Origin of the sequence: Streptococcus sp. HMSC064H09, assembly GCF_001812625.1 — a bacterium.
Lineage (GTDB): Bacteria > Bacillota > Bacilli > Lactobacillales > Streptococcaceae > Streptococcus.
In genome coordinates this window covers 78,544-100,635 of the sequence record NZ_KV809556.1, presented here as the reverse complement: position 1 = coordinate 100,635, position 22,092 = coordinate 78,544, and the positions used below count along the sequence as shown (strand labels likewise).

Sequence of the window (22,092 nt, the reverse complement as noted above, 5' to 3'; positions counted from 1 at the left end):
GAATGAAGCAACAATCAGACTCCTCCCTCACCCCTTCCTCCTCCGATGTCCTAAGCTTCAGACATAAGCGTAAGCTCAACAGCAAAGAGCCCTACTTTATGGATCTGTAACGAAAAAAAGAGCCAAATCCTTTGATTTAGCTCTATATATTTATTTAAAAATCAATTCCTGTTTGAAGAGGTAATCACCACTGCTTGTAATCAGATTGGCATCACTATACTTCCTAAGAATATCCTTGGCTGAGTGAAGGTTAAGACCAGAGGTCTTCTTCTGATTTTCTTCCTGCATAATGGCATCAAGGTCAACTTTTTCTTCTTGCGTCCTATTTTCCATGACGAAATGGTAACTCCCATCCTTATCATGACGATGAAAACTAAAATTGATTTGACTGGCAGGCACCTGCTTACTCTCATCAATCGCATTACTAAAGAAAATGGACACCAGCAAGGTCAAGTCAACCACGTTCATGGTAAAGCCTGAAATCTCCTCAGGAATATCACAAGTCACTGGAATATTACTACGTTTAGCCTCCATTATACGAGCCGAAAGAAGACTACGTAAGGGCAAGGATTGAATATTTTCTAGCTTAGGATTATCAATGACACGGAAACGTTCAAACTCCTTGGCACTCTCTCTAAGAACATTCTGATACACCTGTTCAGCAAGGGCCTCTTCCTGGTCACGCACTTCCTCTGAAAATTGTTCCACAACCGTCTGATAAGACTGTCTGTATTGTAACAATTCATTGTAGAGAAGATCAATCTTTTGGTTGGCCTTGGTCAAACTATTCAAATGCCGTTTTTCCTCCATGGCCAAACTCTCTTCCAAATACTGCCTAGACAGTTGATTAAGATGAGCAACTAGGAAAATAAAGGCCACTGCAGACAAGAGAACCCCTAACATACGAAGTCTCAATTCCAAATCTAAAGAATAACCAGGTAACCAGTCATCTAAATTCATACTGAGAAAGATTCCCAATAAATAAGTAGCCATGGCTAAGGCAGCTCTTCTAGAAATCTGGAGGTTATGGAAAGAGTCATCACTATAGACCTTCCAACGCTTCAAATCCAAGCCCAAGAAACGGTCAAAAACAAAATAAAGTGGCAAAATCAAACCGTAAGATAAGAGATAGAAAAGTGCATTAGACCCCACCTCAGCTACAGGGAGATTTAAGAGAAGGGGAATAAAGAAGAGTCCCAATAAACGATAAAGCAAATCTGATGTCACCACTGGAAACAAGGTATGAAAAGCATACTGCGTTACCGTCCAAGTCTTTCCTTTAGCCAGAATAGCCAAAACCATCAGAATAAAGACATCAGCAATCATGTTCATACTCTTAATATTATACTGAAGGACCACATCTAGCAGGGCTAAGGTCAGAAACACCGTCCAGGAGATACGAATGTCTGTCATTCGTTTGAAAATAGCACAGTTTATCGTCAGCGTTATAATAATCTGAATGGCTAGAAAGGCATCTGTATTATAGAGATTTAAAAAATTTATTCCCAAAAACGATTCAAACATCGAATCTCCTTTCTATATATTTTTTACAAGTTGTTTAGCATTCAAATTGCTGTCTATAGATGAACTTATCATTCTTAAAGCTAAGTTTAGACTGAGGGTAACGCTCCATAATATCTTCGAGCTGTTCATTGATTGACAGATGATTCTCGTACGCCTTGTGAGGTGCATCAGCACTGTCTTGCGAAAGGGTTGTCTCTACAGAGAGAACCTGAACCTCACCACTTTGGTAATAAGACAGACGAACTAAGCTATTTTCTTGACCATGAGCTCTCAACAAGGCATTGTCCAAGAAAGTCGTTAGGACAGCTGATAAATCCACTATATCAATATGGGATGGGGATATAGGGTCTGGAACCTCCATGATAAAATCAATTCCAACAGCATTAAACTCCATATACTTACTCTCAATGACGGAACGTAACAATTGAGAAAGCAGGTTGGAAATATCTGGCATAACCTTGCTGAAGGGAACTTCCTCCTCAGATAGGTTTTGACTGTCTCCCTCTTGACTAGTAGCCAGAACAGTCTTAGCCTTCTTAGGTACAACTACCTTAGGCACTCCATCACGGTATAACTCCTGATAAAGATGGAGGATATGCCTACTAGATTCCTGTAAGCTCTGGAAATGACGTTCCTGCTCCTCTTTCAACTCCAGAAAAAGTTCATCCTTTATCCACTGATTGGCATAGGAAACAACGATAAAGAAGGCGCCTGTTGCCAATAGAACGACCAACTTAGCATAATTGTTAACCACTTCCACAGGCCAGATACTAGCAAAGTAAGGCAGGAATTCATTTAAAAGCCCATATGAAAGAAAGGCAAAGCTAACCCCAATAACAATAGGGGTGAAGTGTATGCGCAAGCGCTCCTTTTCCTCGACCTGCAAATATTCATAACCAATAAAACGGTGAACCAAGAGGTAAATAGGATAGGCAACTACCACACAGATAAACTCCGTTAAAGATTCTGGAATACGGCTAGTCAAGTCGGCTCCCAAAAGTAAAGGAAAGACGATTAATGACAAGCCCCGTATAATGATATTAGTTGTTCCCCAGGCATAAAAGCTATTAAATACCGGCTCTATCCATGGCAAGTCTGGACGTTTGTAATAACTAAAACAAAATAATATGAGAGGATTAAGTAAAAATTTGAATCCCATAGGAAGAAGGGGAGTCAAAACAACTGACAAAAGACCACCTAATAAAAGTAGCCTCCAAGAAATCTTGACCCTACCAGCTGCATGAAACATCAGATAATTGACAAAGAAAATCAAGAGTGTGTCTATAGATACTAGCCAATGAAAATCTTTAAAAACAGCAAATAGCGATTCAATAATAGAAGTCATTCTTTTCCCCCTCTCCCTTTAATCTGATTTAAGAAACTTCCTCAAAAATCCCCTAGGAAGCCCTTTTTACAACACTACTCATTATATAGCTTTTTGTAAGTTTTCACAATAATTAATTTTCTAATAAAGTCTATAATACCTCTAAGAATCCATTTATTTATAGAAGATGGACTTACTATTAAATTAAAGTTACAAATGTAACATAAAAAGTTGAGACAATTTTATCTCAACTTTTAGGTTATAACATTACTTTTTTTAAGACTTTCACCCTTGTCAGGTCTAGTCAGCCTTATAGTAGAATTGTTTAGCGTCAGATTGTGGCGATGCTGACTGAGTGACCAAAATACGGTCTTTAGTATTATCTGAACCATCCACAAATCCCTGAACTGTCGGAAGTGTAACTCCCTTTGGAATAAAGAGAATTGCTGCTCCAGAAATACCCATTCTTAAACTTGATGTGACATAGCCATTCTCAAGTTTAACATTCGAATTTTCAACAACATAATTTTCAGGAGCTGTTAAATTGTCCTTAGAAAATGTCAAACTACTACCATTCCCATTCTTCCAAGTCCCTTCGAGGCTTTGGAAGTTATTATCCTTGATAGCATTAACATCCATGCCTGTTTGTTCGGTCTTAGTTTCTGTTTTTGATTCTGTTTTGGCCTCTGATGAGCTTGATGATGACTCTGATGATTGTGAAGAACTTGAAGATTCTGAGCTATCAGACGTGCTAGCACTAGAGTAATGCTTGAGCAGCTCTTGGTAAGCCTCTTGCATGTCATCTGGTGCTACCTTATAGGTCTGAACAGCCTTCTTATCGTAATTGCCCTTCCAGTAGTTCGTCACATAATAAACAGTACCATTAGATCCGAGAACGATTTGGTAAGAATCCTTATCTTGGTCAACCAAATCCTTATAAAGCTTGTTATAGCCATTATAATTGCCACCAGTTTTATCATCAGCTGAAAAGTCCTTAAAGAGGGCTTTTTGTTCAGCGGCATCGTCTTCATACATAGCATGTTTCTTATCCTTCAAGGTATAAAGACGGAAAGATGATGTTGGGCTATAGTCTGCGGTCTTACCACTATTGTCATTAATCCCTAAAGCAAAGGAATCAACCGTGTTTTTATAGTCCTTGAAATCATAGTTTGAGACTTCCTTACCATTGATGATACCACTCGGAACACCAGTAATATGTTCATAGCCATCCGCATTGATGAGATTAGCAAGGATGGTAATCGTTTGGCTGCTATCTTTTTCCTTAGGTGCCTTAAATGAAAGGAAGGTTGGACTACCATCATTGACCTTGGTAATACTGTCAAAGCTACTTTGAACTAAAACAGCATCCTTGGCATAATCAGACTGATAGAGCCATTTCCCAAAAGCTTCCGTGATAGACTTAATGTCCTCAGTCGAATAGTCTGCAATATAAGTGGTTTCCTTATCACCATTGACATCGGTCTTAGTCTTGATATCTGCATTTGGCTTATTTGGATCGTTAGAAGACGACTCTGAGCTTGCGTCACTACCAGAGGATGAACTACTTGATTCCAAAATATCCTTAATAATGCTTTTAACTTGGCTACTTGAAGAACTAGACGAAGCCTCGCTAGACTCAACGACTTCAGAACCTCCCTCAACCTGAGTATAGGTGTTTGAGTCAGTCATTTCAACCTTTGCATCTCCTCCAGGCACCATACTTGGTGTGATACGGATAGTGCCGTCTGAGTTGCCGTTAGTTCCAGCCAACTTAAAGCTCAAAGAACGGTCTTCGCCGGCTTGGGCATTAGCCTGATAAGTATCCCCGGTCTCCGTATTTTTGACTTCGTATTTGTCTCCCTTGATCTTACGAACTTCAAAACGCACCTTGTTCCCGGTATTCTTATCGACAACGGTTGTGGCATAAACTCTTGAAGACGATGTAAAAGCCGTGCTCTGAGTGTATTTTCCAAGTACCATGAAGACCAAAAAGACAATCAAGGCTAAACCGATAAACTTTTTATGTTTAAACTGTTTCATGAGGTCCTCCTAGATAAATAGATAGCCAACAACATAGCCAAAGAGAGCAATACAAATCAAGAGCAAAATTTCCAAAACTAAAAACCAGCTAAACTTGAGATCACCCAAACCAACCTTAGACAAAACTTGTCTGAATTTAGAATTTTTCTGTCTGCTCAAGCCACTAGAAAGAGCAAAACCAGTCTTAGCAGCTTCTGCGACTTCCTTATCACTTGGCTTGCGACCATGCTGAACTTGGAAGTCAATCAGCCATTCATCATATTGTTGCATTTATTTCTCCTTCTTCTGAAGTGTGACGAAAAAGAGTAGGGCATAAACGAGGCAATGAAGCACCAAGGCCCACCATTGTCCCCAGAATTCGCCTGTAGAACCTTGAAAAGCCTCCAACTGGCTCTTAGGGACAGGAACATGGTACTTAGCCAAACTAGATGGCAAGTCTGACAAGTCACTAGAAATCCCAAAAAGCTTGTGGCCATAACCTAGATAGACAAATTTTTGTACCCAATCAATGGCTTTGGGCAAAGACAGGATAGTTCCCGACAATGAAAATTGCATGATACCCACAACGACTGCTAGGATAACAGAGGTAATCTCAGATTTGCCAACCAAGGCTGAGATAAAGAGGGCAATAAAATGCGAAGCCAAGAAAACCAGAAGCACTGTAATCCCAACTTCCCAACGGTAGGAACCAAAAATATGACCAGCGTCCGGAAATTCTTTGTCAAATAACTTACTAAAAACAGAGTAAGATAGGATAAAGACAATAGTTTCCAAAACGGCAAAGAAGGCGTGAATCCCCATACTAGCCAAGGCAAAGGCCGAACGACTCAAACCTGAGAAAAAGTCACGGTTGAGGACCGAACGTTCCTTAGAAATATAAATACTGTTTTGAACCACAATCAAGAGACTTGTTGAAAAAAGCAAGAGAAAGAGGGTCATTCGAGTTGTTTCGAAATCTTTCAAAAATCCCTTGTCCTGAATATAGAGGATTAAGCCTTCGAAAGCGACAATGCCCAGAAGAACCTTAACAAAATCCATGTAGTGATGTTTAAATTTATACCAACTTAATCGTAATGCTGCGTTCATAAGTCTCCCTAAATCTTGTAAATACGTGTTGAAGCATTGAGCTCTTGGTAGACATCTGCGATATTCATATCCATATATTTACGAATCATATAAGGATCGCTAGTCTTGTATTCCAAAAGCAACTCTTCATAGGTCCCTGCAAATGTCGGACGTCCCTTAGACAAGAAGATAATCTTGTCAAAAATAGCCAAATTTTCTGTGTTGTGGGTAATAACCACAATAGACTTGTTAGCTGATTTAGCCAAGATTTTCAAGGTACGTAAGAGATTACGGTCACTAAGAGCATCCAAGCCTGAAGACGGCTCATCAAGGATAAAGTAGGGACTAGGGCTAAGAAGCTCGATACCAATGGAGACACGGCGTTTTTGCCCACCAGAAAGCTCTGAAATCTTCTTGTTTGCAAATTCCGTCAACCCTAAATCATCCATAATCCCTGCAATGCGATGCTTTTTAGTCAGCTTACCACTTCCTTTCAGATGATGGTCCGCATAAAAATCAAAGGTCTCAGATACCTTGAGGTACTCACGTAGAAGATTTTGTTGGGGCACATAGGACCAAGAGTGTGAACCAGCAGTCACAGGTTTGCCATTTTCTAAAATACGAAATTGTTGGCAGGTTGGTTTAAGCTGGCCAAGGAGAATCTCAGTTAAAGTTGTTTTCCCTGAACCAGAGGCACCCAAGATACCGACAACTTGGCCAGTCTCCATAGTAACATCCAAATCTGTAAAGAGCTGGTTATCATTTCCCTTATATTTGAAACAGATATGTTCAAATGTTAATTGATTGGTTTCCATTAATATCTCCTAAGACATAAGTAACATCAAAGCCACAATTAGAATGGCTCCGATAATAAGAACGATGACATTGATATTGAAGAAGAGAATCAAGCTTAGTAGAATCACAAAGGCGAAGGCCCCAAAGAGGTAATTTTTAAGAGACGACTCTTTAGTCTGAGTCACCGCAACAGGTTCAAAAGGGATTTCCTTTTTACCTGTTACATTGCTAGTATCAGTGGTCGTCCCCTTTTCAGCTTCCAATGCCTTTCTCTGAGCCTGTCTGAGTTTTCGGTCGTATTGTAACTTCTCATGGTCTGAGAAAAAGATTGAGCGAATCGTGTAGAGCTCACTACGCAAACGCTCTCCCTCTTTATCCAAGGTACCATTTGTCCAGAGTTCCTCCAGCTCTTCACGTAAAAAGGAAAGTGCCACGAAACAATCTTGAGCCGACATCTCTGGAGAGATACGGTTACTGACCTCTCTTAAATAAGATACTTCCTGTCCTGTCTCTGTATCAATTGCTTTGTAGTAGTCTATCATGAGATGAATTTAGCAAAAATAGCTTGAAGTTCTGACAAGTCTTCCTTAACCACTTCTTGGGTTTGGTTGACTTGTGCGTTGACTGAAAAGCGTGCCACAACAGTATTGCTTCGAGTATCAGACACTGTTACGGTAACAATTTGTTCTGAATCGAAGGCATAGGTGACTTGTGCCAAAAGCTCGCCTTTCTGACGAGGTTGTGGCACTTGTCCTTCCACTTGTCCCAAAATCTTCACAGCAAATGGATTTTCATAATTTCCTTCTGTGATACGAAGCTTGAACTTACTCTGTCCATCCACGACCGCAAAGAGGTCCTTGGTCACTGCCAAAGGCAAGACCGAGTTACGTGGAACCACGACACTATTATAGTAGTCACCCACAAAGCTGTAGTTCTTGTTTGGATTTTTCTTGAAGAGCAGACCTATTCCCTGAGAGGTCACATCCTTGACAACTACTCTGTCTGTCTCAGTTGTCTTACCATCCTGGTGCTCAGAGAAGCTAACCTCGTTATTGACGATAAGGTCCGCCAAAATAGATGCCCCCTGTGCCACGATAGTGTCTGGATTAAGGTCAAACTTAGGTTCCAAACCACTCATCAAACGAATCATTTGACGAATCATTGGCATACGTGTTGAACCACCCACAAGCAGGATATGGTCAATCTCTTCCCATTTCAAGCCAGACGCTTGAAGGGTAGATTGTACCTTGATTTCAGTATCTTTGAGGAGGTCCAAGGTAATTTCATTGAAAATTGCTTGAGTAATCAAGACACCGTAACCTTGACCATTGACATAATGCTCATAGAGAGCTTGGTCATTCACAGATAGACTAGTCTTAATTTGCTCAGCCTTATATTGAAGTTGAATTTTTTCCTTCTCGGAAAGGTTAGTCATATTGACCCCTTGTTTTTCCAACTCCTGCATGATGTAGCCCACAAGACGCTTATCAAAGTCAATCCCACCAAGGCGTGAATTCCCGTCAGTCGCTAAAATATCATAGGCATGATCAGCCACGCGCATGATGGTAACATCAAAAGTTCCTCCACCAAGGTCAAAGACCAAGACATTTCCTTGGGCACTTTTAGTGTGGGCATAGGCAATGGCCGCAGCTGTAGGCTCATTGATAATACGCAAGACGTTAAATCCTGCGATACGACCAGCATTCTTCGTTGCCGCACGTTGATCTGACGTAAAGTAGGCAGGCACGGTGATGACAGCATCCTTGATACCGTCTGCTTGTCCCATCTCCTGACCAACGACATAGGCGCGTTTACGGAATTCGTTCAAAACCAAGGCCGAAAGAATAATAGAATTGACACGTGTGTGGTCTGGTGTATCACTAGCAATCGGACGCCCGATGTCACGTTTGAAGTCAAATTTAAAGTTTTCTGTACTTCCGATTTCTGTCCCACGCTCGATGGCTTCTTTACCAAAAGATACATGGTTTTGGCCACTAATATTTGAGAAGTAAACCGCTGAACGTAAGACCTGATCGTCATTCGTCCCCATCGGAATAATCTCTGGCACATCTTCACGAACAACAGCCATAACGGAATTCGTTGTCCCTAAATCAATACCAATCGCTTTTTTTCTCATAACAATTTCCCTTCTAGCCTCATTCCTCATTTTGAGTTTTCTTGACTATAGCTCCAAGCAGGCATCCGCTTAGATTGTCTCTATTCATCGCTGTCACATAAAACTCCAAAAGAGTAAAGTTATTCCAGTCTAGTTTTTTTCACTATACTATATTATCACAAATAAAGAGACTATAAAATAGGAAAAAAGGGAGTAGGACCGAACAACTTTTTAAAAATTGTTCCTTGTCCCACTCCCTTGAGTCTCAATCAATCTGATAGACTGGATGAACTTAGAAATACAGGAGTATTATCCACTTAAAGTGTCATGCTTTATAGCAACTAAGATACTCCTACTTTCTAAAAAAAGCTGAGAGTCTTATCTCAGCTTTCTTTGTTATAGTCAAAGCGAATGACTTGCTTCTTTGCATCTACATGGGCGTGGACTCCAAAGGGAACAATCGCTCTTGGAGTTGCGTGTCCGACATTCAGATTATAGACAATTGGGATATTGCTATCAATGATATCCAATAGTGCCTCTTTATAGTCGTCATAGAAGGTTTCATCCATAGGTTTCCCGACCAAGAGTCCACTGACGACCTCAAATATCCCAGTTTCTTTTAAAGTTTGCAACATTTTTTTGAAATCATCAGGTTCAGGCTTTTCTTCACTTGTTTCTAGCAATAGAATCTTTCCTTCCCAGTCGGATAAGTCAGGGAAAAGTTTGTATTTTTGGCAGAGGTCTGTGCTATCTGCGTGTAGAGAGTTGTCAAAAATATCGTAGAGGGATTCGAGGCAACCGCCGAGGATTTCCCCCTCGAACTTAGCATTGCCTTGTAACAAGTCAAAACCTGTATTTGCATGGCTGACACGAGGAGTTCCCAAGGCTTTGGGACTGAAGTCAGTTCTTTCCTCATACCAAACGTCACTAGGGCGAATTTCCGAGATTCTTCCCGTCTCAATCAATTCCTTGAAGTAGTGGAGGCTATATGGCAACATTTCTTTGTCTAACTCACAAATGTCTGCTAAAAATGATTGGCCGTAAAAAGTCTTGACCCCTAGCTTATGCAACATGAGGTGGTTCATGGTTGTATCCGAGAAACCGAGAAAAATCTTTGGTTTGATAACCTTTTGTAGTTGGTCATTTTCAAAGAGGTAGGGTAGCAAGCGATAGGTATCGTCTCCACCAATGGCACATAGGATCATGTCGATGCTATCATCAGAAAAGGCATGAATCAAATCCTCTGCACGAGCTTCAGGATGTTCTTTGATAAAATCTAAGCCTTTTAGCGAATGAGGTAAAAAGATAGGATTGAGTCCGAGGTCCTTGAGACGTTGAATACCCAAGTCCACTTCGTGCTTGACAAAGTCTTCACCGATAATCCCACTAGATAAACTTATAATACCAATAGTAGAAACCATGTCTTGTCCCTCCTGAAAATAGATTGAGCCTATCTTATCACAGGAGATGAGATAAAACAATAGGTATTATATTAATCAGATGTTCCCTCCACTAACTTAATCAATCGCATTCTCACCAACATAAATAATTTCTAAATTACCCAAGGAAACATCACCTTTGATGTAGAAATCCTTGTTAGTTAAGTTACTAGGATTTTCCTCATGCTGTACAGCTGAAAGAGAGTTATCCACATTCACATGCACCCGCCAATCACTGGGCACATAGAGGCTAAGACTTCCAAGAGAAACGTCCACATCAAACTGAGCAGATGGCCCCTCAATACGGCAATTATCCAAATAAACGGAAGCCTGTCCTAAACTAACATCCGCACTCCCATGCGTAAATTGCTGGTCATTGAGATATTTGGTCACTACTGAAAAAGTGACATCAATATCATTTCCACCATTATTAGCGTCTGAGCCAGTAGAACCCAGTCCAAAGCGATTCTTTGTTTTACTAGAAGGATTGAAGAGAATGTTCAAGCCAATAACTGCAAGAATCGAAGAAAAGATAAGGACCGAATTAGATACTGGAAGAAAATGGAACTGTCCATTAAGTGAAAATAGAGCCACAATGCCATAGGCGAAACCAAGACCAAAATGTCGCTTCAAAAGACTAGAAAGGGACAAAATTGCCAATAAGACTACCCAGGCCAACATCCAAATACTAATTTCCCATTTTATAAAATAGTCTTGTACAATTACCAAAGCTGCCAAAAGGATCAAGAGGATCCCAATTAATTTCTTTCTCATTATCTTACCTCATTTCGTTTAGTCGTTCTTTTAAAACTTGATAGTAGCGTCTTGATACATGGACCTGCTTGTGGGTCTGATAGAAATTCACCGTACTAGTCCCCGAAAAAGACTTCTCTAAAGAATAAATCTGCTTAGCATTAACAATCGTCGATTTGGAAATCCGACAAAAGGTAATCGGGAGCAACTCTTCTAATTCGTAGAGCTTTTGCTTCACCTCATAGGCCTCATCCTTGGTATGTCCAAAAATCTTTTCCCCGTCTGTTTCAAAAAAGAGAATATTTGCCAAATCCAGAAAATATTCGCTTCGATTCTTGTAAAAGGCTAAAGGAACTAACTTTTTCTTTAGAATAGATTCTTGGAGCTGGGCCAATTCCTGTGTTAACCGAGGAGCTCGAATCAAGATTTCAGGCTCATCCATGGATGGGTCCAATTCGATTCTAACTTTCATAATACTCCTTTCTTGTCCTTTTGATGCTTCCATTATAACAACTACTTTACACAAAACAAGGCCTTTTAGGTAAGTGGCACGGTTTAGCCCCTAAGAGGTAATAACAGACAAACAAAAGAACCTGGCAATTGCCAAGTTCTTCATTTTTTAGTCTGGAGGACTAACCTCCTATTCGTAATCCGTTCAATGCTAACTAACTGAGCAAGCAACTGTTATTTCACAGTATCTTCACGACTTACTTTTTGTGATTCACCGGCCTTACCATTGATACGGTAGTCGCTGTAGTTAGAACCGCTACCGCTAGAATCACTATCATCGTCGCCAACGTATTCCACATTACAAGACCAAGAGATTTTATCTTTGATATCTCCTGATGACTTGAATTTCGAATTATAACCATAGTAGAAATCATAAACTGCAGTGAAGGTCACCTTGAAGGTCTTCTCACCAGTCTGAACGACTTCTGTGACGTCAACGTCCGAGAAGGTAATACTATCAGCGGCACGGTTTTTAGCACCCGTAGTATTTCTATCAATATCAGCCGTTACATCCTTGTACATGGTATCATCAGTACCATTAAGGAAAATGTCGGATACACCATCTGGTGTCGTGTTGTGATTAGAAGCGTAGCTACCAAATTTACCGTAAGCAGCGGTCAAAAGACGATCTGCCGTATCACGGTCAAGAACACCATCAGCATCAAGAGTCACCGTTTGGCCTTCAGAGATTTTCTTAATAGACAATGTCTCTGTTTTAATAGAGCTACCATCTTCGAAATTCTTCTTAACAAAAACAGCTGATGAACCCGCTACTGCTACCTTGTTAACATCTAGTTTCCCTGAGTTAAGGGTTCCAACTTTGGTACCACCAACGTAGAGGTCTCCGTCCTTAAGATTAGACTTAACAGTAAAGCTAAGATACTCTACAGAAAGGTTGACTTCTGTTTTAGAAGTAACATTTTCCTCAGATGAGACAGTGATATCTTGGTCATTGACCTTACCAGAAGCCACAAAATTGTAAGTTCCTGGATAGAGATGGTTCAATTTAGCCGTGTAGTTATTGCCATCTGTAGTAGCATAAGAAACTCCGTTAATAGTCACATTCAAATCAGCTGTATTAACGGTTAAATCAACCGTTCCAGGATCTACCACGACTCTCCACTTAGGAAAAATAAGGAACTGACGTCCAACCTTTTGCATACGTTCGCCAGACAGGAGTTGGCTCTTGCTATAGGCTTGTGTACTTTTAGTGTCTGTGTACTTGACTTCGGATGTTTTAATTTCCTTTTTAGTATCAGACCATACTTGGTATTCCAAGCTATCTTTAAAACTCTTCTTAGCTGCTGCTTCATAACGCTCTGCTACTTGACCACGTGAGTAGTAATAAGAACCAAAGCCGTAACCAGCAAGTGCCAAGACTGCTGCAACAACACCAGCAATAATCAAGATTTTCTTCCCTTTAGCCATGGCTGGCTTGGCTGGTTTCGCAGCCTTACCATCTGAGATAAACTGATGGATGGTTGACACATCATAACCTGAAGACTTACCAAGTAAGAATTCCTCAGGGAGAGGCTGACGTCCAACATAGGTTTTAAAAGCCTTCATCCAGATGGCTTGTGCTTCTTTAGAAGCAGCCTCTGAATTTTCTTCAGCTTGACCTTGATCTGCTTGAGATACTGGTGCAAGCTCCTCAGTTTCTAAAGGAGTCGTTTCCTCTTCATCACCAAGCGGTACATCTTCAAACACTTCCTCGGCAACGTCATACTCATCAACTTCTTCTGTTGGTTCAGAAGGAGTGGCTGCTTGGTCCAAGCCCATTGCCGAAATGCCTTTAATAGCCTTTAAGTCAAAGTCTGCTTTCTGGCCTTCTTCAATCTCCAAAGCATGGGGCGGACGACCAACTGCCTTTTCAAATAAATCAATCCACTTTTCTTTTGTTGCCATAAAGACTCCTATAAACTTGCTTTTTCAAAAATCGTCAGAGGTTTACTTAGAATAGAAGACCTACTGTAAATGATGACATGATAGCAAATACGATTGCAAACAAGATTGACAAAATCACACCATTCAAAAGTGCTGCCAAAATCATTTGATAGAACTTATCAGCCTTCCACGCTGTTGTTACAGGAACAATTGTAAATAGATTAGCAATTGCAAATAAGAAGTAAACAACATAGAACAAGAATCCTGGGAAGGCAACAAGTCCAATAGCTCCCAACAAGATTGTTACAAGCAAGATTGGCAAGGCTAATGATGTCAAGCGACCAAAACGGTCAAAGCTATTCAAGAAAGTAGTCTCAGGGTCACGGAAGATGGCCTTACGTGTCACAAAACCTGCCAAGATAAAGGCAAAGATAAAGAGAAAGGCAGCTAGGATACTTGCGAAGAAGGCTCCAAAACCAATGCTAGATGTATGACTTGAAACTGGAGATGAGTAAGCATCTGTTCCATAAGAACCAAACATACTAGACAGTACATTTGTGGTTGACACAATTGAGCTAACCACTTTACGTGCCACAGCGCTCAAAATTGCAAAGAATGCAAGTCCAGTCAAGAGTGACAAGAAGATGTAGTTAAGCCAACCATTGTGCTTACCATAATCTGTCATGTCAGCTGGACGACTCCATGCATTAAGCAACCATGTCCAATAGTTTTTGAAAGTTGTCGCAAATGCTGATGGTTGTGCTGGAACAACTACAGCTTGGCCATTGATAAATTGAACATTTTGACCTGGTTGAAGAGGTTGACCGTTAGCAAAAGCTGTTTGTTGACCAGCTTGAGCATTCACAAAACCAGCTTGTGGTTGCGCTGCTTGATTTGGTACTCCTTGTACTGGAGCAGTTTGAGCCCCTGCAAAGGTTGGTTGTGCTTGAGCAGCCTGAGCATTTGCAAAAGGAGCTTGCGCTTGTGCTTCTTGTGCACCAGCGAAAGTCGGTTGTTGTTGCGCCTCTTGTGCATCAGCGAAAGTCGGCTGTGGCTGCGTCTCTTGTGCTGGTGTTTCTTGGGCACTAGCGAAAGCTGGTTGCGCTGGCGCTTCTTGTACTGGAGCAGTTTCTACTGCTGGGGCGTCATCTTGGAACTCACCAGCTGCAAGTGCTGCTGCAATTTCTTCTTCAGTCGCTGAACGACCATTGATGGCTTCAAAAAAGTCTAACCAATCTGCTTTAGTCATAATAATCTCCTTAAAAATACATAGAATGACTTTATTTTATCACAAATAAAGTCATTAATAAATGTCATTTTTATTAGAAAAAGGTTCGGATCAAACTGTCCAAACCTTTATAACTTCTTATTTACTTCTTTGCAGAGATTTTTGAATCTGACGATCTAGCTCACGTTTAATGTGTGGTTCTGGTGCAAATCGCGCTTCCCAATCACTTGGTTTAAGAATTTTGTGAGTCACAGGATCAAAGTGAGCTTTGCCATCTGGGAAAACTTTACCCATATTAGCCTCATGAACAGTATCAAAGAAAGGCTTAGGATCCACACCCATAAGGACAAATGAGCCATAGGTCAAGTAAAGCAAGTCAGTCAATGCATCCACCTGACCAACCATAGTTGACTCTGAGTGCTCTTTAGAACTAACTTTAAGCGCTGCCTTGTCAAGAGCAGCATGCAAATCCAGAACAGCCTGACCAAAGACACGCTTGTCCCCACCTGATGAAGCATAGAGGAATTCGACAATTTCTTCCAACTTGAAGTCCGAACGGTGACTAGCTTCCTCAATACCGTAAACACGAGGCATATCGGTAGTTGAGCCATCCATCAAATGGTGGAAATCCTTAACCTTGTTGAAATTGTCATCATCACTGGTAAATGAATTCTCTGTTTCAAAGTGAATCAAACCGTAGTGTGACAAGGCTTTGGCAATCCCATTCTGGTTATTAGTATCAGTGACATGGGTAGCCTGGTCTTTCAGTTCATCTTCACCATTTCCCATGGCAACACCAACGCCGACGCCAGACAGCATTTCTAGATCATTTTCCGAATCCCCAAAGGCCATAACCTCACTGAGTTCGAAACCAAAAACCTCACCTAGATGAGCGATACCTTTCAACTTAGATTGATCCGCTGAAATAATATCGGCTGAGTAAGGACTTGAGCGGGTAATCTTCACATGAGGAAATTTCTCTTCAATATCTTGTGTTTCACCCACCGTCGCTACCATAACTACCTGATAAATAGGCTCACGCATGATAGTTTTAAGGGTTTCAATACTTTGTGGTTTGAAACGACGAATCAAAGACTTGAAACTACGCTCCACCATCTTAGCCCAGGACTTAGGGACAATGCGACTAACGATTTGCCCAAACTTACTCGTCCCCATACTGATGATATTGGAACCAACCAGTCCTGTGCTAGTCCCCAGAGAAATCTCTCTACGGTGCTTGGTAGCATAGCGGATCAAGTTGTAGATAGTTGATTTAGGGAGCTGGTTTTGATAGAGAACCTTGTCGTGGGTCAAGATATACTGACCATTATAAGTCACTGCAAAATCCAGACCCAGATTGTCCATGAAAGGCTGAACAAATCCTGGACCACGACCAGTTGCCAAACCAACTAAGATACCATCTTCCTTCATTTGACTGATGGCTTTTTTGGTTGAACTAGACACGCGTTTTCGGTCATTTAGAAAAGTCCCATCAATATCAAAAAAGACTGCTTTAATGGCCACCGAGCTCCCCTCCTTCTAACATTTTATGCTAAAATAAATTATAACATAAATATGATAGTGAGTAGTATAAATGACAAAAAAAATCCTAGTCCTTCACACTGGAGGGACCATTTCCATGTCAGCGGATAATGATGGCAGGGTCAGCCAAAACGCTGATAATCCCATGAACCATGTGGGACTTGATTTAGATAATTTAGAACTAACCATTCTCGATTTTCTTAATATCCCTAGCCCACATATCACACCCTACCACATGCTGGATATTTACAAAAAAATCAAGGAAACAGCTGGTCAATATGATGGTGTGGTCATCACTCATGGGACAGATACCTTGGAAGAAACAGCCTACTTCCTAGATACCATGGCCGTCCCTGAGATTCCAATCGTTCTAACTGGTGCCATGCGTTCGTCAAACGAGCTAGGAAGCGACGGTGTCTATAACTATCTATCAGCCCTACGCGTTGCTAGCGACGACAAGGCCGCTGACAAAGGAATCCTGATCGTGATGAATGATGAAATCCATGCAGCCAAGTATGTGACTAAGACCCATACCACAAACGTGGCAACCTTCCACACGCCAACCCATGGTCCACTAGGCATCATCATGAAGCATGATATCCTCTGGTTCAAAACTGCTGAGCCTCGTGTTCGCTTTGACTTGGAACAAATTACAGGAACAGTACCAATCATAAAAGCCTATGCAGGGATGGGGATTGGAGATGGTATCATCAGTCTCCTGGACCCTGAAAAGATTGATGGGGTAGTTATCGAGGCACTAGGTGCTGGAAACCTCCCACCACTAGCAGCAGGAGAAATCACAAAGCTTATGGACAAAGGAGTCCCTGTTGTGCTCGTCTCCCGCTGTTTCAACGGTATCGCCGAACCTGTCTACGCCTATGAAGGGGGTGGGGTCAAACTCCAAGAAGCTGGTGTTATGTTTGTTAAAGAACTCAATGCACCAAAAGCTCGCCTCAAACTCCTCATCGCACTCAGTGCCGGACTCAAAGGTCAAGAATTGAAAGACTATATCGAGGGATAGAACATGAAACTTAGTATTGAAGCAACCGATAAATTGGAAAATAAAGATTTCCACTATGAGCTAACAGTCTCAAAAACACATATCGCCATGGTCTGTGGTACCGTGCTAGCCAGTCTAGCCCTGATTACATGGCTGAAGAAAAAATAAAAAAAGCTTGAAGCATCATCACTAGAAAGGTGACTGAACTGCTTCAGGCTTTTAGTTTTCTTCGTCAGGTCTATATTCAAGAATATCTCCTGGTTGGCAATCTAATTCCTTACAAATGGCGTCCAGTGTTGTAAAACGGATTGCCTTGGCCTTGCCTGTCTTAAGAACCGAGAGATTGGCTGGGGTAATGCCAATCCGTTCTGCCAGCTCACCCGAGCGCATCTTCTTCTTGGCAAGTTCAACGTCCAAATTGACAATAATCATAAGCCCCTCCTAAATCGTATACTCATTTTCCTCAGCAATGGCATTAGCCTTGGTCAAAATCATAGCGACAGCATAGAGGACAAAGCTAACTAGCAAATAACTGATGTTAAAGAAACTATAACTATGGTTGCCCGTTCCAAACGTAAAAATACCATTATTGATAAAGGTCCCAAGAACTAGCAAATGCCCTGACCAACGAACCAACTTAGCATTTTTAGCGATGAAAATATCAGAACGATAAAGGTTAATCAGAAAGGCACGTAGGCACAACAAGAAACCTATGTTGACTACCATACGAAGGAAATCAATGGTTGCTTCAAAAAGCGTCAGACTAGTGCTACTACTTTTCACGGTAACTCCCGAACCGAGAAGCATACGCAAACCTTGTTGTAAGAGTCCTTCATGACCAGTCAGGATGAAGGCATCATTAAGAATGGTAATAACAAGACTTAAAAAGCCCGCAAAAAGGAGGACATTAACGAACAGGAGAACACTACGCAGACGTTTCTGTTCTTGCGTTTCTTGACGATTTTTAGCACTTTTGGCAGATCTCCAACCATAATAACTAGAGCCAGCCAAGGCTAGGATGATTAAAAAATAAAATAAGATAGTTGTCATGTGTTACCTCGATTGTAAATTCATTTGATTTCTTTGAGCATAGACTAGAAAAAGCCAAGGTGCCTCTAGGAGCCCTTGACCTCATACTAAATCAGTAGCTAACTATTAACAGTATCAATTATATCGAACATCAATATAAAATACTAGTTTATAGATAAGATTTTACTACTTTTCAAATAAGATTGATTCCATTATTTGACCGCTGTTTGTCCCTTACGAAGACGAATCGCATCACAAGCTAGAGAGACCAAGAAGAGCCAGACTGATGTACTAAAATCCATTACAAGGTGATTAGTCATTCCCAACTGCAGGAAGATATTCAAGGCTGATGGCACAAAGGTTAAGAGGGCAGCCTTTTTCAAGAAAAGAGAGAAATCTTCTGTCCAAAGTGCCTTCCAAGTAAAGGATTTAAGTTCTTTACGAAGGAACCAAATCAAGGCAAGATAGAAGGCGAATTGTAACTCTGAGACTAGCCAGTAACCCCATCCAGAAAGATAATGAACCTCTGCACCTGGGAAAAGATTGGCCACATTCACAAAAGGAAGGATAAGTAAAGCAAGCATTGCAAGACCGTAGATTGCCATAAGAAGAGTAAGAAGAGCGTTGATGATTGGTTTAAGTGTTTTCATGATAAGTTTTTCCTTTGTTAAATAGTTTTAGTATATAATTTCTCTTTTTCGCGAATAAGATTATCTTTATCGAAAACTTATTATCGTTTTTCGATAATTATATATTACACTCTTTATTTCTCCTTGTCAACACATTTTTATCGTTTTTCGATATTTTTTGTCTAAAAATCAAAAAAAATAAAAACCAGTCAAGAAAATCTCAACTGGTTAGCTTACTTATGTTAATCACCTAGACTGGTCATGCTTCCGTCTAGACTTTTATGATTTTAAGAAGAGGGATTCTACGTTATGAAAAAAAGGAAAAAGGGATTTTGGAAAATGAGGGATGAAAGTTGTAGAATATGGGTAAATTTAGCCTCTTCCTAGCATCAATACTAGTTTTGATAAACCTTAAAGTCTTGAGGATGCTTCTGGAAATTTCGGTTGTAGGTTACTTTAATTTTTACTGTCATTGTTATGTCCTCCTTTGTAGGAATGGTTTGGCTTAGCCAAAACGTTTTATTATCAAAACCTATCTCGTTTTGATGGTTTTATTATAGGGTCTCTAACTTAAAGAAAGCTTGTAATAAGCTTGAAGGAAACTTAAAACTCTCAGTGAGTTTACTGAGAGTTTTTCTGTCTAAAGCATGGATAAAATAATTCCCAAGACCAGAGCGACCCAAACGGCATAGCGAATTGCCGCATGATAGCGGTAACTTTCAATAACCTTGGGTAGCTTTGTAAAGAGATAGGCAATGTAGGCAACTATGGAAAGAAAATACCCTTTAAAATTCCAGGACGAGCCTAAGATACTAAAATCTTCGAATAGTGGCACGAGCATCAGTACAGCTGTAAGCATGCACCAAACTGGCAGAAGCGTTCTTTCCTTTTGATGCTGTATATGGATAATCAGTTGAGCTATGAAACCAGCTACATACATAATGAATAGTACTGAACACAGTAGAGAGATAAGAAGTGAATAAAGATATAGGGTATGAAAGTCTGTCTTTCCTTCTATCAGCTTTTCCAATTCGGTAATAAACCAAATCAAGATGAAGGCGAAAAAATAAAATATAAGACCTAACATCATAAGAAACAAGGGATGCAAGATTGCAAAAAAATCGAGTTTTAACCGTTTCTTTTTCATGGTTTTCCTCCTCAATCAAACTCGCCTTGGCTTCTCAAATGAGCTCCAAGCACCTGCCAATCAGGATTCTCACGCCAGTTAGGGTCAGATACAATTTGGCTAGCCACCCGTCTGGCTTCCTCTAAGATATTGTAGTCTTCCACAATATCGGCCACCTGAAATTCAGGAATACCTGACTGACGTGTCCCAAAGATTTCACCTGAGCCACGCATTTTAAGATCCTCCTCAGCTAGAACAAAGCCATCCGTGGTCTCACACATGGCCTGCATGCGTTTTTTACCAGTATCATTTTTAGGATTAGCCACCAAAACACAGTAGGACTGCTTATCGCCACGACCAACACGCCCTCGAAGCTGGTGAAGCTGGCTAAGTCCAAAACGATCCGCATCCATAATGACCATAACTGTAGCATTTGGCACGTTAACACCTACTTCGATAACTGTAGTTGATACTAAAATCTGAGATTTTCTGTCCTTGAAATCTTGCATAATTTGGTCTTTTTCATCATTTTTCATACGACCGTGCATCAGAGCTACTGTAGCTGAATCCCCAAAGAACTCTGTGAGTTCCTGATGAAGGGCCACCGCATTTTTCAAATCAAGAGCCTCAGACTCTTCAATCAGAGGAGAAATAAAATAGACCTGAGCGTCTTTTTCCAACTCCCCCTTAATCCAAGTCAATACAGTATCTAACTGCTCATGTTTAACCCAACGTGTGATGATGGGCTTACGTCCAGCTGGCATCTGGTCAATGATTGACACATCCATCTCCCCAAAGGCAGTGATCGCCAAAGTCCTAGGGATAGGTGTCGCTGTCATCATAAGGACATCAGGATTGTCACCTTTCTCACGGAAAATACGACGTTGATTAACCCCAAAACGATGCTGCTCATCAGTAATGACTAGGCCAAGCCTATGATAAGTCACAGCATCCTGAATCAGTGAGTGAGTCCCCACAATCATCTGAGCTTCTCCAGATTCAATTTTGGAAAGGGCTACTTTCTTATCCGCCGCCTTCATTCCAGAAGTTAGGAGCACTACCTCTAACTCAGGAAAAAGCCCCTGTAAACTCTGATAATGCTGCTCTGCTAAGATTTCCGTCGGTACCATGAGGGCAGACTGAAATCCTGCCGTATAGGCCCCATACATAGCCAAGCTAGCGATAACTGTTTTCCCTGAGCCCACATCTCCTTGCAAGAGACGGTTCATATGAGCCCCAGATTTCATATCAGCTAGGATTTCCGATAAACTACGCTGTTGGGCTTCTGTCAAGGGGAATGGTAATGCTGCAATTTTGGCTTTGATTTTGGCTTCATCGTAAGCAATTGCTAGACCATTGGTTTCGGACTTATTTTCAGCCTTCAGCACCTGTAAATTCATCTGGAAATAAAAGAGCTCCTCAAACTTGGTCCTACGTAGAGCCTGCTTATATTCAGCCAAATCTTTCGGAAAATGCATGGCACGCACAGCCTCTTGACGTCTCATGAGACGGTACTTGTCCAGCAGCACCTGAGGGAGATTTTCCTCCAACAAATTAAGGGCCCCACTATCAAAAGCTGCCTTTATGGCCTTTATCAGTTGGGCCTGACTAACACCCTGGGCCACATGGTAGACTGGCTGCATATCGTCCTCAACTTGAGCCAGGACTTTCATACCAGTCACAGCAGACTTCTTCTGGTCCCATTTGCCAAAAATAGCCACTTCTGCCCCCATCTCAATCTTGTCCACAAGATAAGGTTGGTTGAAGAAACTAATGGCAATCACAGCCTCTCCTTGCTTGATTTTAAAACTCAGACGATTCCGTTTAAAGCCATAATACTGCACATTGGCAGGCGTCACCACTGTTCCCGTAATAACAGCCTTTTCGCCATCCATCAGTTCAAAGATAGACTTACTCTTAAAATCCTCATATCGGAAAGGAAAATAAAGCAAGAGGTCCCCAACCGTGTATAAATCTAATTTGGTAAATTTTTCAGCGGACTTAGGCCCAAAGCCTTTCAAATCCGCAATTGGTGAATCTAGTTGAATCATATCCTCTATCATTTCTATCGTGTTCTTCTTCCCGTGA

The 22,092-nt window shown here is 41.0% G+C and carries 21 protein-coding genes; 2 read left to right on the top strand and 19 right to left on the bottom strand.

From position 1 onward, the window contains the following. Positions 1–150: 150 nt before the first annotated feature. The 14 genes from HMPREF2867_RS01855 to HMPREF2867_RS01790 form a co-directional block, all read right to left on the bottom strand. Positions 151–1,524 (bottom strand): GHKL domain-containing protein, encoded by a 1,374-nt coding sequence (locus HMPREF2867_RS01855; protein ID WP_070575385.1) that lies wholly within the window; start codon positions 1,522–1,524, stop codon positions 151–153. A 34-nt stretch (positions 1,525–1,558) separates the two neighbouring features. Further along, positions 1,559–2,869 carry an ATP-binding protein gene (locus HMPREF2867_RS01850; protein WP_070575379.1) on the bottom strand — a complete coding sequence of 437 codons (1,311 nt, stop codon included), beginning with the start codon at positions 2,867–2,869 and terminating at the stop codon, positions 1,559–1,561. A gap of 279 nt (positions 2,870–3,148) precedes the next feature. Next, positions 3,149–4,888 carry a DUF6287 domain-containing protein gene (locus tag HMPREF2867_RS01845; protein ID WP_070575377.1) on the bottom strand — a complete coding sequence of 580 codons (1,740 nt, stop codon included), beginning with the start codon at positions 4,886–4,888 and terminating at the stop codon, positions 3,149–3,151. Between the two features lie 9 nt (positions 4,889–4,897). Further along, entirely contained in the window at positions 4,898–5,158 is a 261-nt protein-coding gene (locus tag HMPREF2867_RS01840) for a hypothetical protein (RefSeq protein WP_002884593.1), read from the bottom strand. Continuing rightward, positions 5,159–5,974: an ABC transporter permease gene (locus HMPREF2867_RS01835; protein WP_070575374.1), complete on the bottom strand. Its 816-nt coding sequence runs from the start codon at positions 5,972–5,974 to the stop codon at positions 5,159–5,161. It abuts the gene before it with no gap. A gap of 8 nt (positions 5,975–5,982) precedes the next feature. Continuing rightward, a complete protein-coding gene (locus HMPREF2867_RS01830; protein WP_070575371.1) occupies positions 5,983–6,768 on the bottom strand; it encodes an ATP-binding cassette domain-containing protein in 786 nt (261 codons plus the stop codon). A 9-nt stretch (positions 6,769–6,777) separates the two neighbouring features. Continuing rightward, entirely contained in the window at positions 6,778–7,290 is a 513-nt protein-coding gene (locus HMPREF2867_RS01825; protein ID WP_064523942.1) for a hypothetical protein, read from the bottom strand. Then, positions 7,287–8,885: an Hsp70 family protein gene (locus HMPREF2867_RS01820; protein ID WP_070575368.1), complete on the bottom strand. Its 1,599-nt coding sequence runs from the start codon at positions 8,883–8,885 to the stop codon at positions 7,287–7,289. Before HMPREF2867_RS01820 ends, HMPREF2867_RS01825 begins: the two co-directional genes overlap by 4 nt. A 362-nt stretch (positions 8,886–9,247) precedes the next feature. After that, positions 9,248–10,285 (bottom strand): S66 family peptidase, encoded by a 1,038-nt coding sequence (locus HMPREF2867_RS01815; RefSeq protein ID WP_070575365.1) that lies wholly within the window; start codon positions 10,283–10,285, stop codon positions 9,248–9,250. 96 nt (positions 10,286–10,381) lie between these two features. Then, on the bottom strand, positions 10,382–11,077 hold the full coding sequence (locus HMPREF2867_RS01810; protein ID WP_013991155.1) for a LiaF transmembrane domain-containing protein: 696 nt from the start codon (positions 11,075–11,077) through the stop codon (positions 10,382–10,384). A 4-nt stretch (positions 11,078–11,081) separates the two neighbouring features. Continuing rightward, a complete protein-coding gene (locus HMPREF2867_RS01805; protein ID WP_041817277.1) occupies positions 11,082–11,528 on the bottom strand; it encodes a LytTR family DNA-binding domain-containing protein in 447 nt (148 codons plus the stop codon). Positions 11,529–11,740: 212 nt separating this feature from the next. After that, on the bottom strand, positions 11,741–13,471 hold the full coding sequence (locus HMPREF2867_RS01800; protein WP_070575362.1) for a zinc ribbon domain-containing protein: 1,731 nt from the start codon (positions 13,469–13,471) through the stop codon (positions 11,741–11,743). A gap of 46 nt (positions 13,472–13,517) precedes the next feature. After that, positions 13,518–14,699, bottom strand: coding sequence for a DUF6574 domain-containing protein (locus tag HMPREF2867_RS01795; protein ID WP_070575359.1), 1,182 nt, complete (start codon positions 14,697–14,699; stop codon positions 13,518–13,520). A 117-nt stretch (positions 14,700–14,816) separates the two neighbouring features. Next, positions 14,817–16,202 (bottom strand): Cof-type HAD-IIB family hydrolase, encoded by a 1,386-nt coding sequence (locus HMPREF2867_RS01790; protein WP_070575356.1) that lies wholly within the window; start codon positions 16,200–16,202, stop codon positions 14,817–14,819. Positions 16,203–16,272: 70 nt separating this feature from the next. Between HMPREF2867_RS01790 and HMPREF2867_RS01785 the strand changes: the two genes are divergently transcribed. After that, positions 16,273–17,241 (top strand): asparaginase, encoded by a 969-nt coding sequence (locus HMPREF2867_RS01785; protein WP_037599095.1) that lies wholly within the window; start codon positions 16,273–16,275, stop codon positions 17,239–17,241. 3 nt (positions 17,242–17,244) lie between these two features. Further along, entirely contained in the window at positions 17,245–17,388 is a 144-nt protein-coding gene (locus HMPREF2867_RS11290; protein ID WP_002891800.1) for a hypothetical protein, read from the top strand. A gap of 51 nt (positions 17,389–17,439) precedes the next feature. Here the strand turns inward: HMPREF2867_RS11290 and HMPREF2867_RS01780 are convergent, their stop codons facing one another. From HMPREF2867_RS01780 to recG, 5 genes are all read right to left on the bottom strand, one after another. Beyond that, positions 17,440–17,652 carry a helix-turn-helix domain-containing protein gene (locus tag HMPREF2867_RS01780; RefSeq protein WP_002884695.1) on the bottom strand — a complete coding sequence of 71 codons (213 nt, stop codon included), beginning with the start codon at positions 17,650–17,652 and terminating at the stop codon, positions 17,440–17,442. A gap of 9 nt (positions 17,653–17,661) precedes the next feature. Next, positions 17,662–18,270, bottom strand: a complete 609-nt coding sequence (locus tag HMPREF2867_RS01775; RefSeq protein ID WP_070575353.1) for a DUF2975 domain-containing protein — start codon at positions 18,268–18,270, stop codon at positions 17,662–17,664. Positions 18,271–18,461: 191 nt separating this feature from the next. Then, on the bottom strand, positions 18,462–18,899 hold the full coding sequence (locus HMPREF2867_RS01770) for a hypothetical protein (protein ID WP_070575350.1): 438 nt from the start codon (positions 18,897–18,899) through the stop codon (positions 18,462–18,464). Positions 18,900–19,518: 619 nt separating this feature from the next. After that, positions 19,519–20,025, bottom strand: a complete 507-nt coding sequence (locus HMPREF2867_RS01765) for a hypothetical protein (protein WP_070575347.1) — start codon at positions 20,023–20,025, stop codon at positions 19,519–19,521. Positions 20,026–20,036: 11 nt separating this feature from the next. Beyond that, the gene (gene recG / locus HMPREF2867_RS01760; RefSeq protein WP_070575487.1) at positions 20,037–22,055 is read right to left on the bottom strand and encodes an ATP-dependent DNA helicase RecG; all 2,019 of its coding nucleotides are present in this window, start codon (positions 22,053–22,055) and stop codon (positions 20,037–20,039) included. Positions 22,056–22,092: the final 37 nt, after the last annotated feature.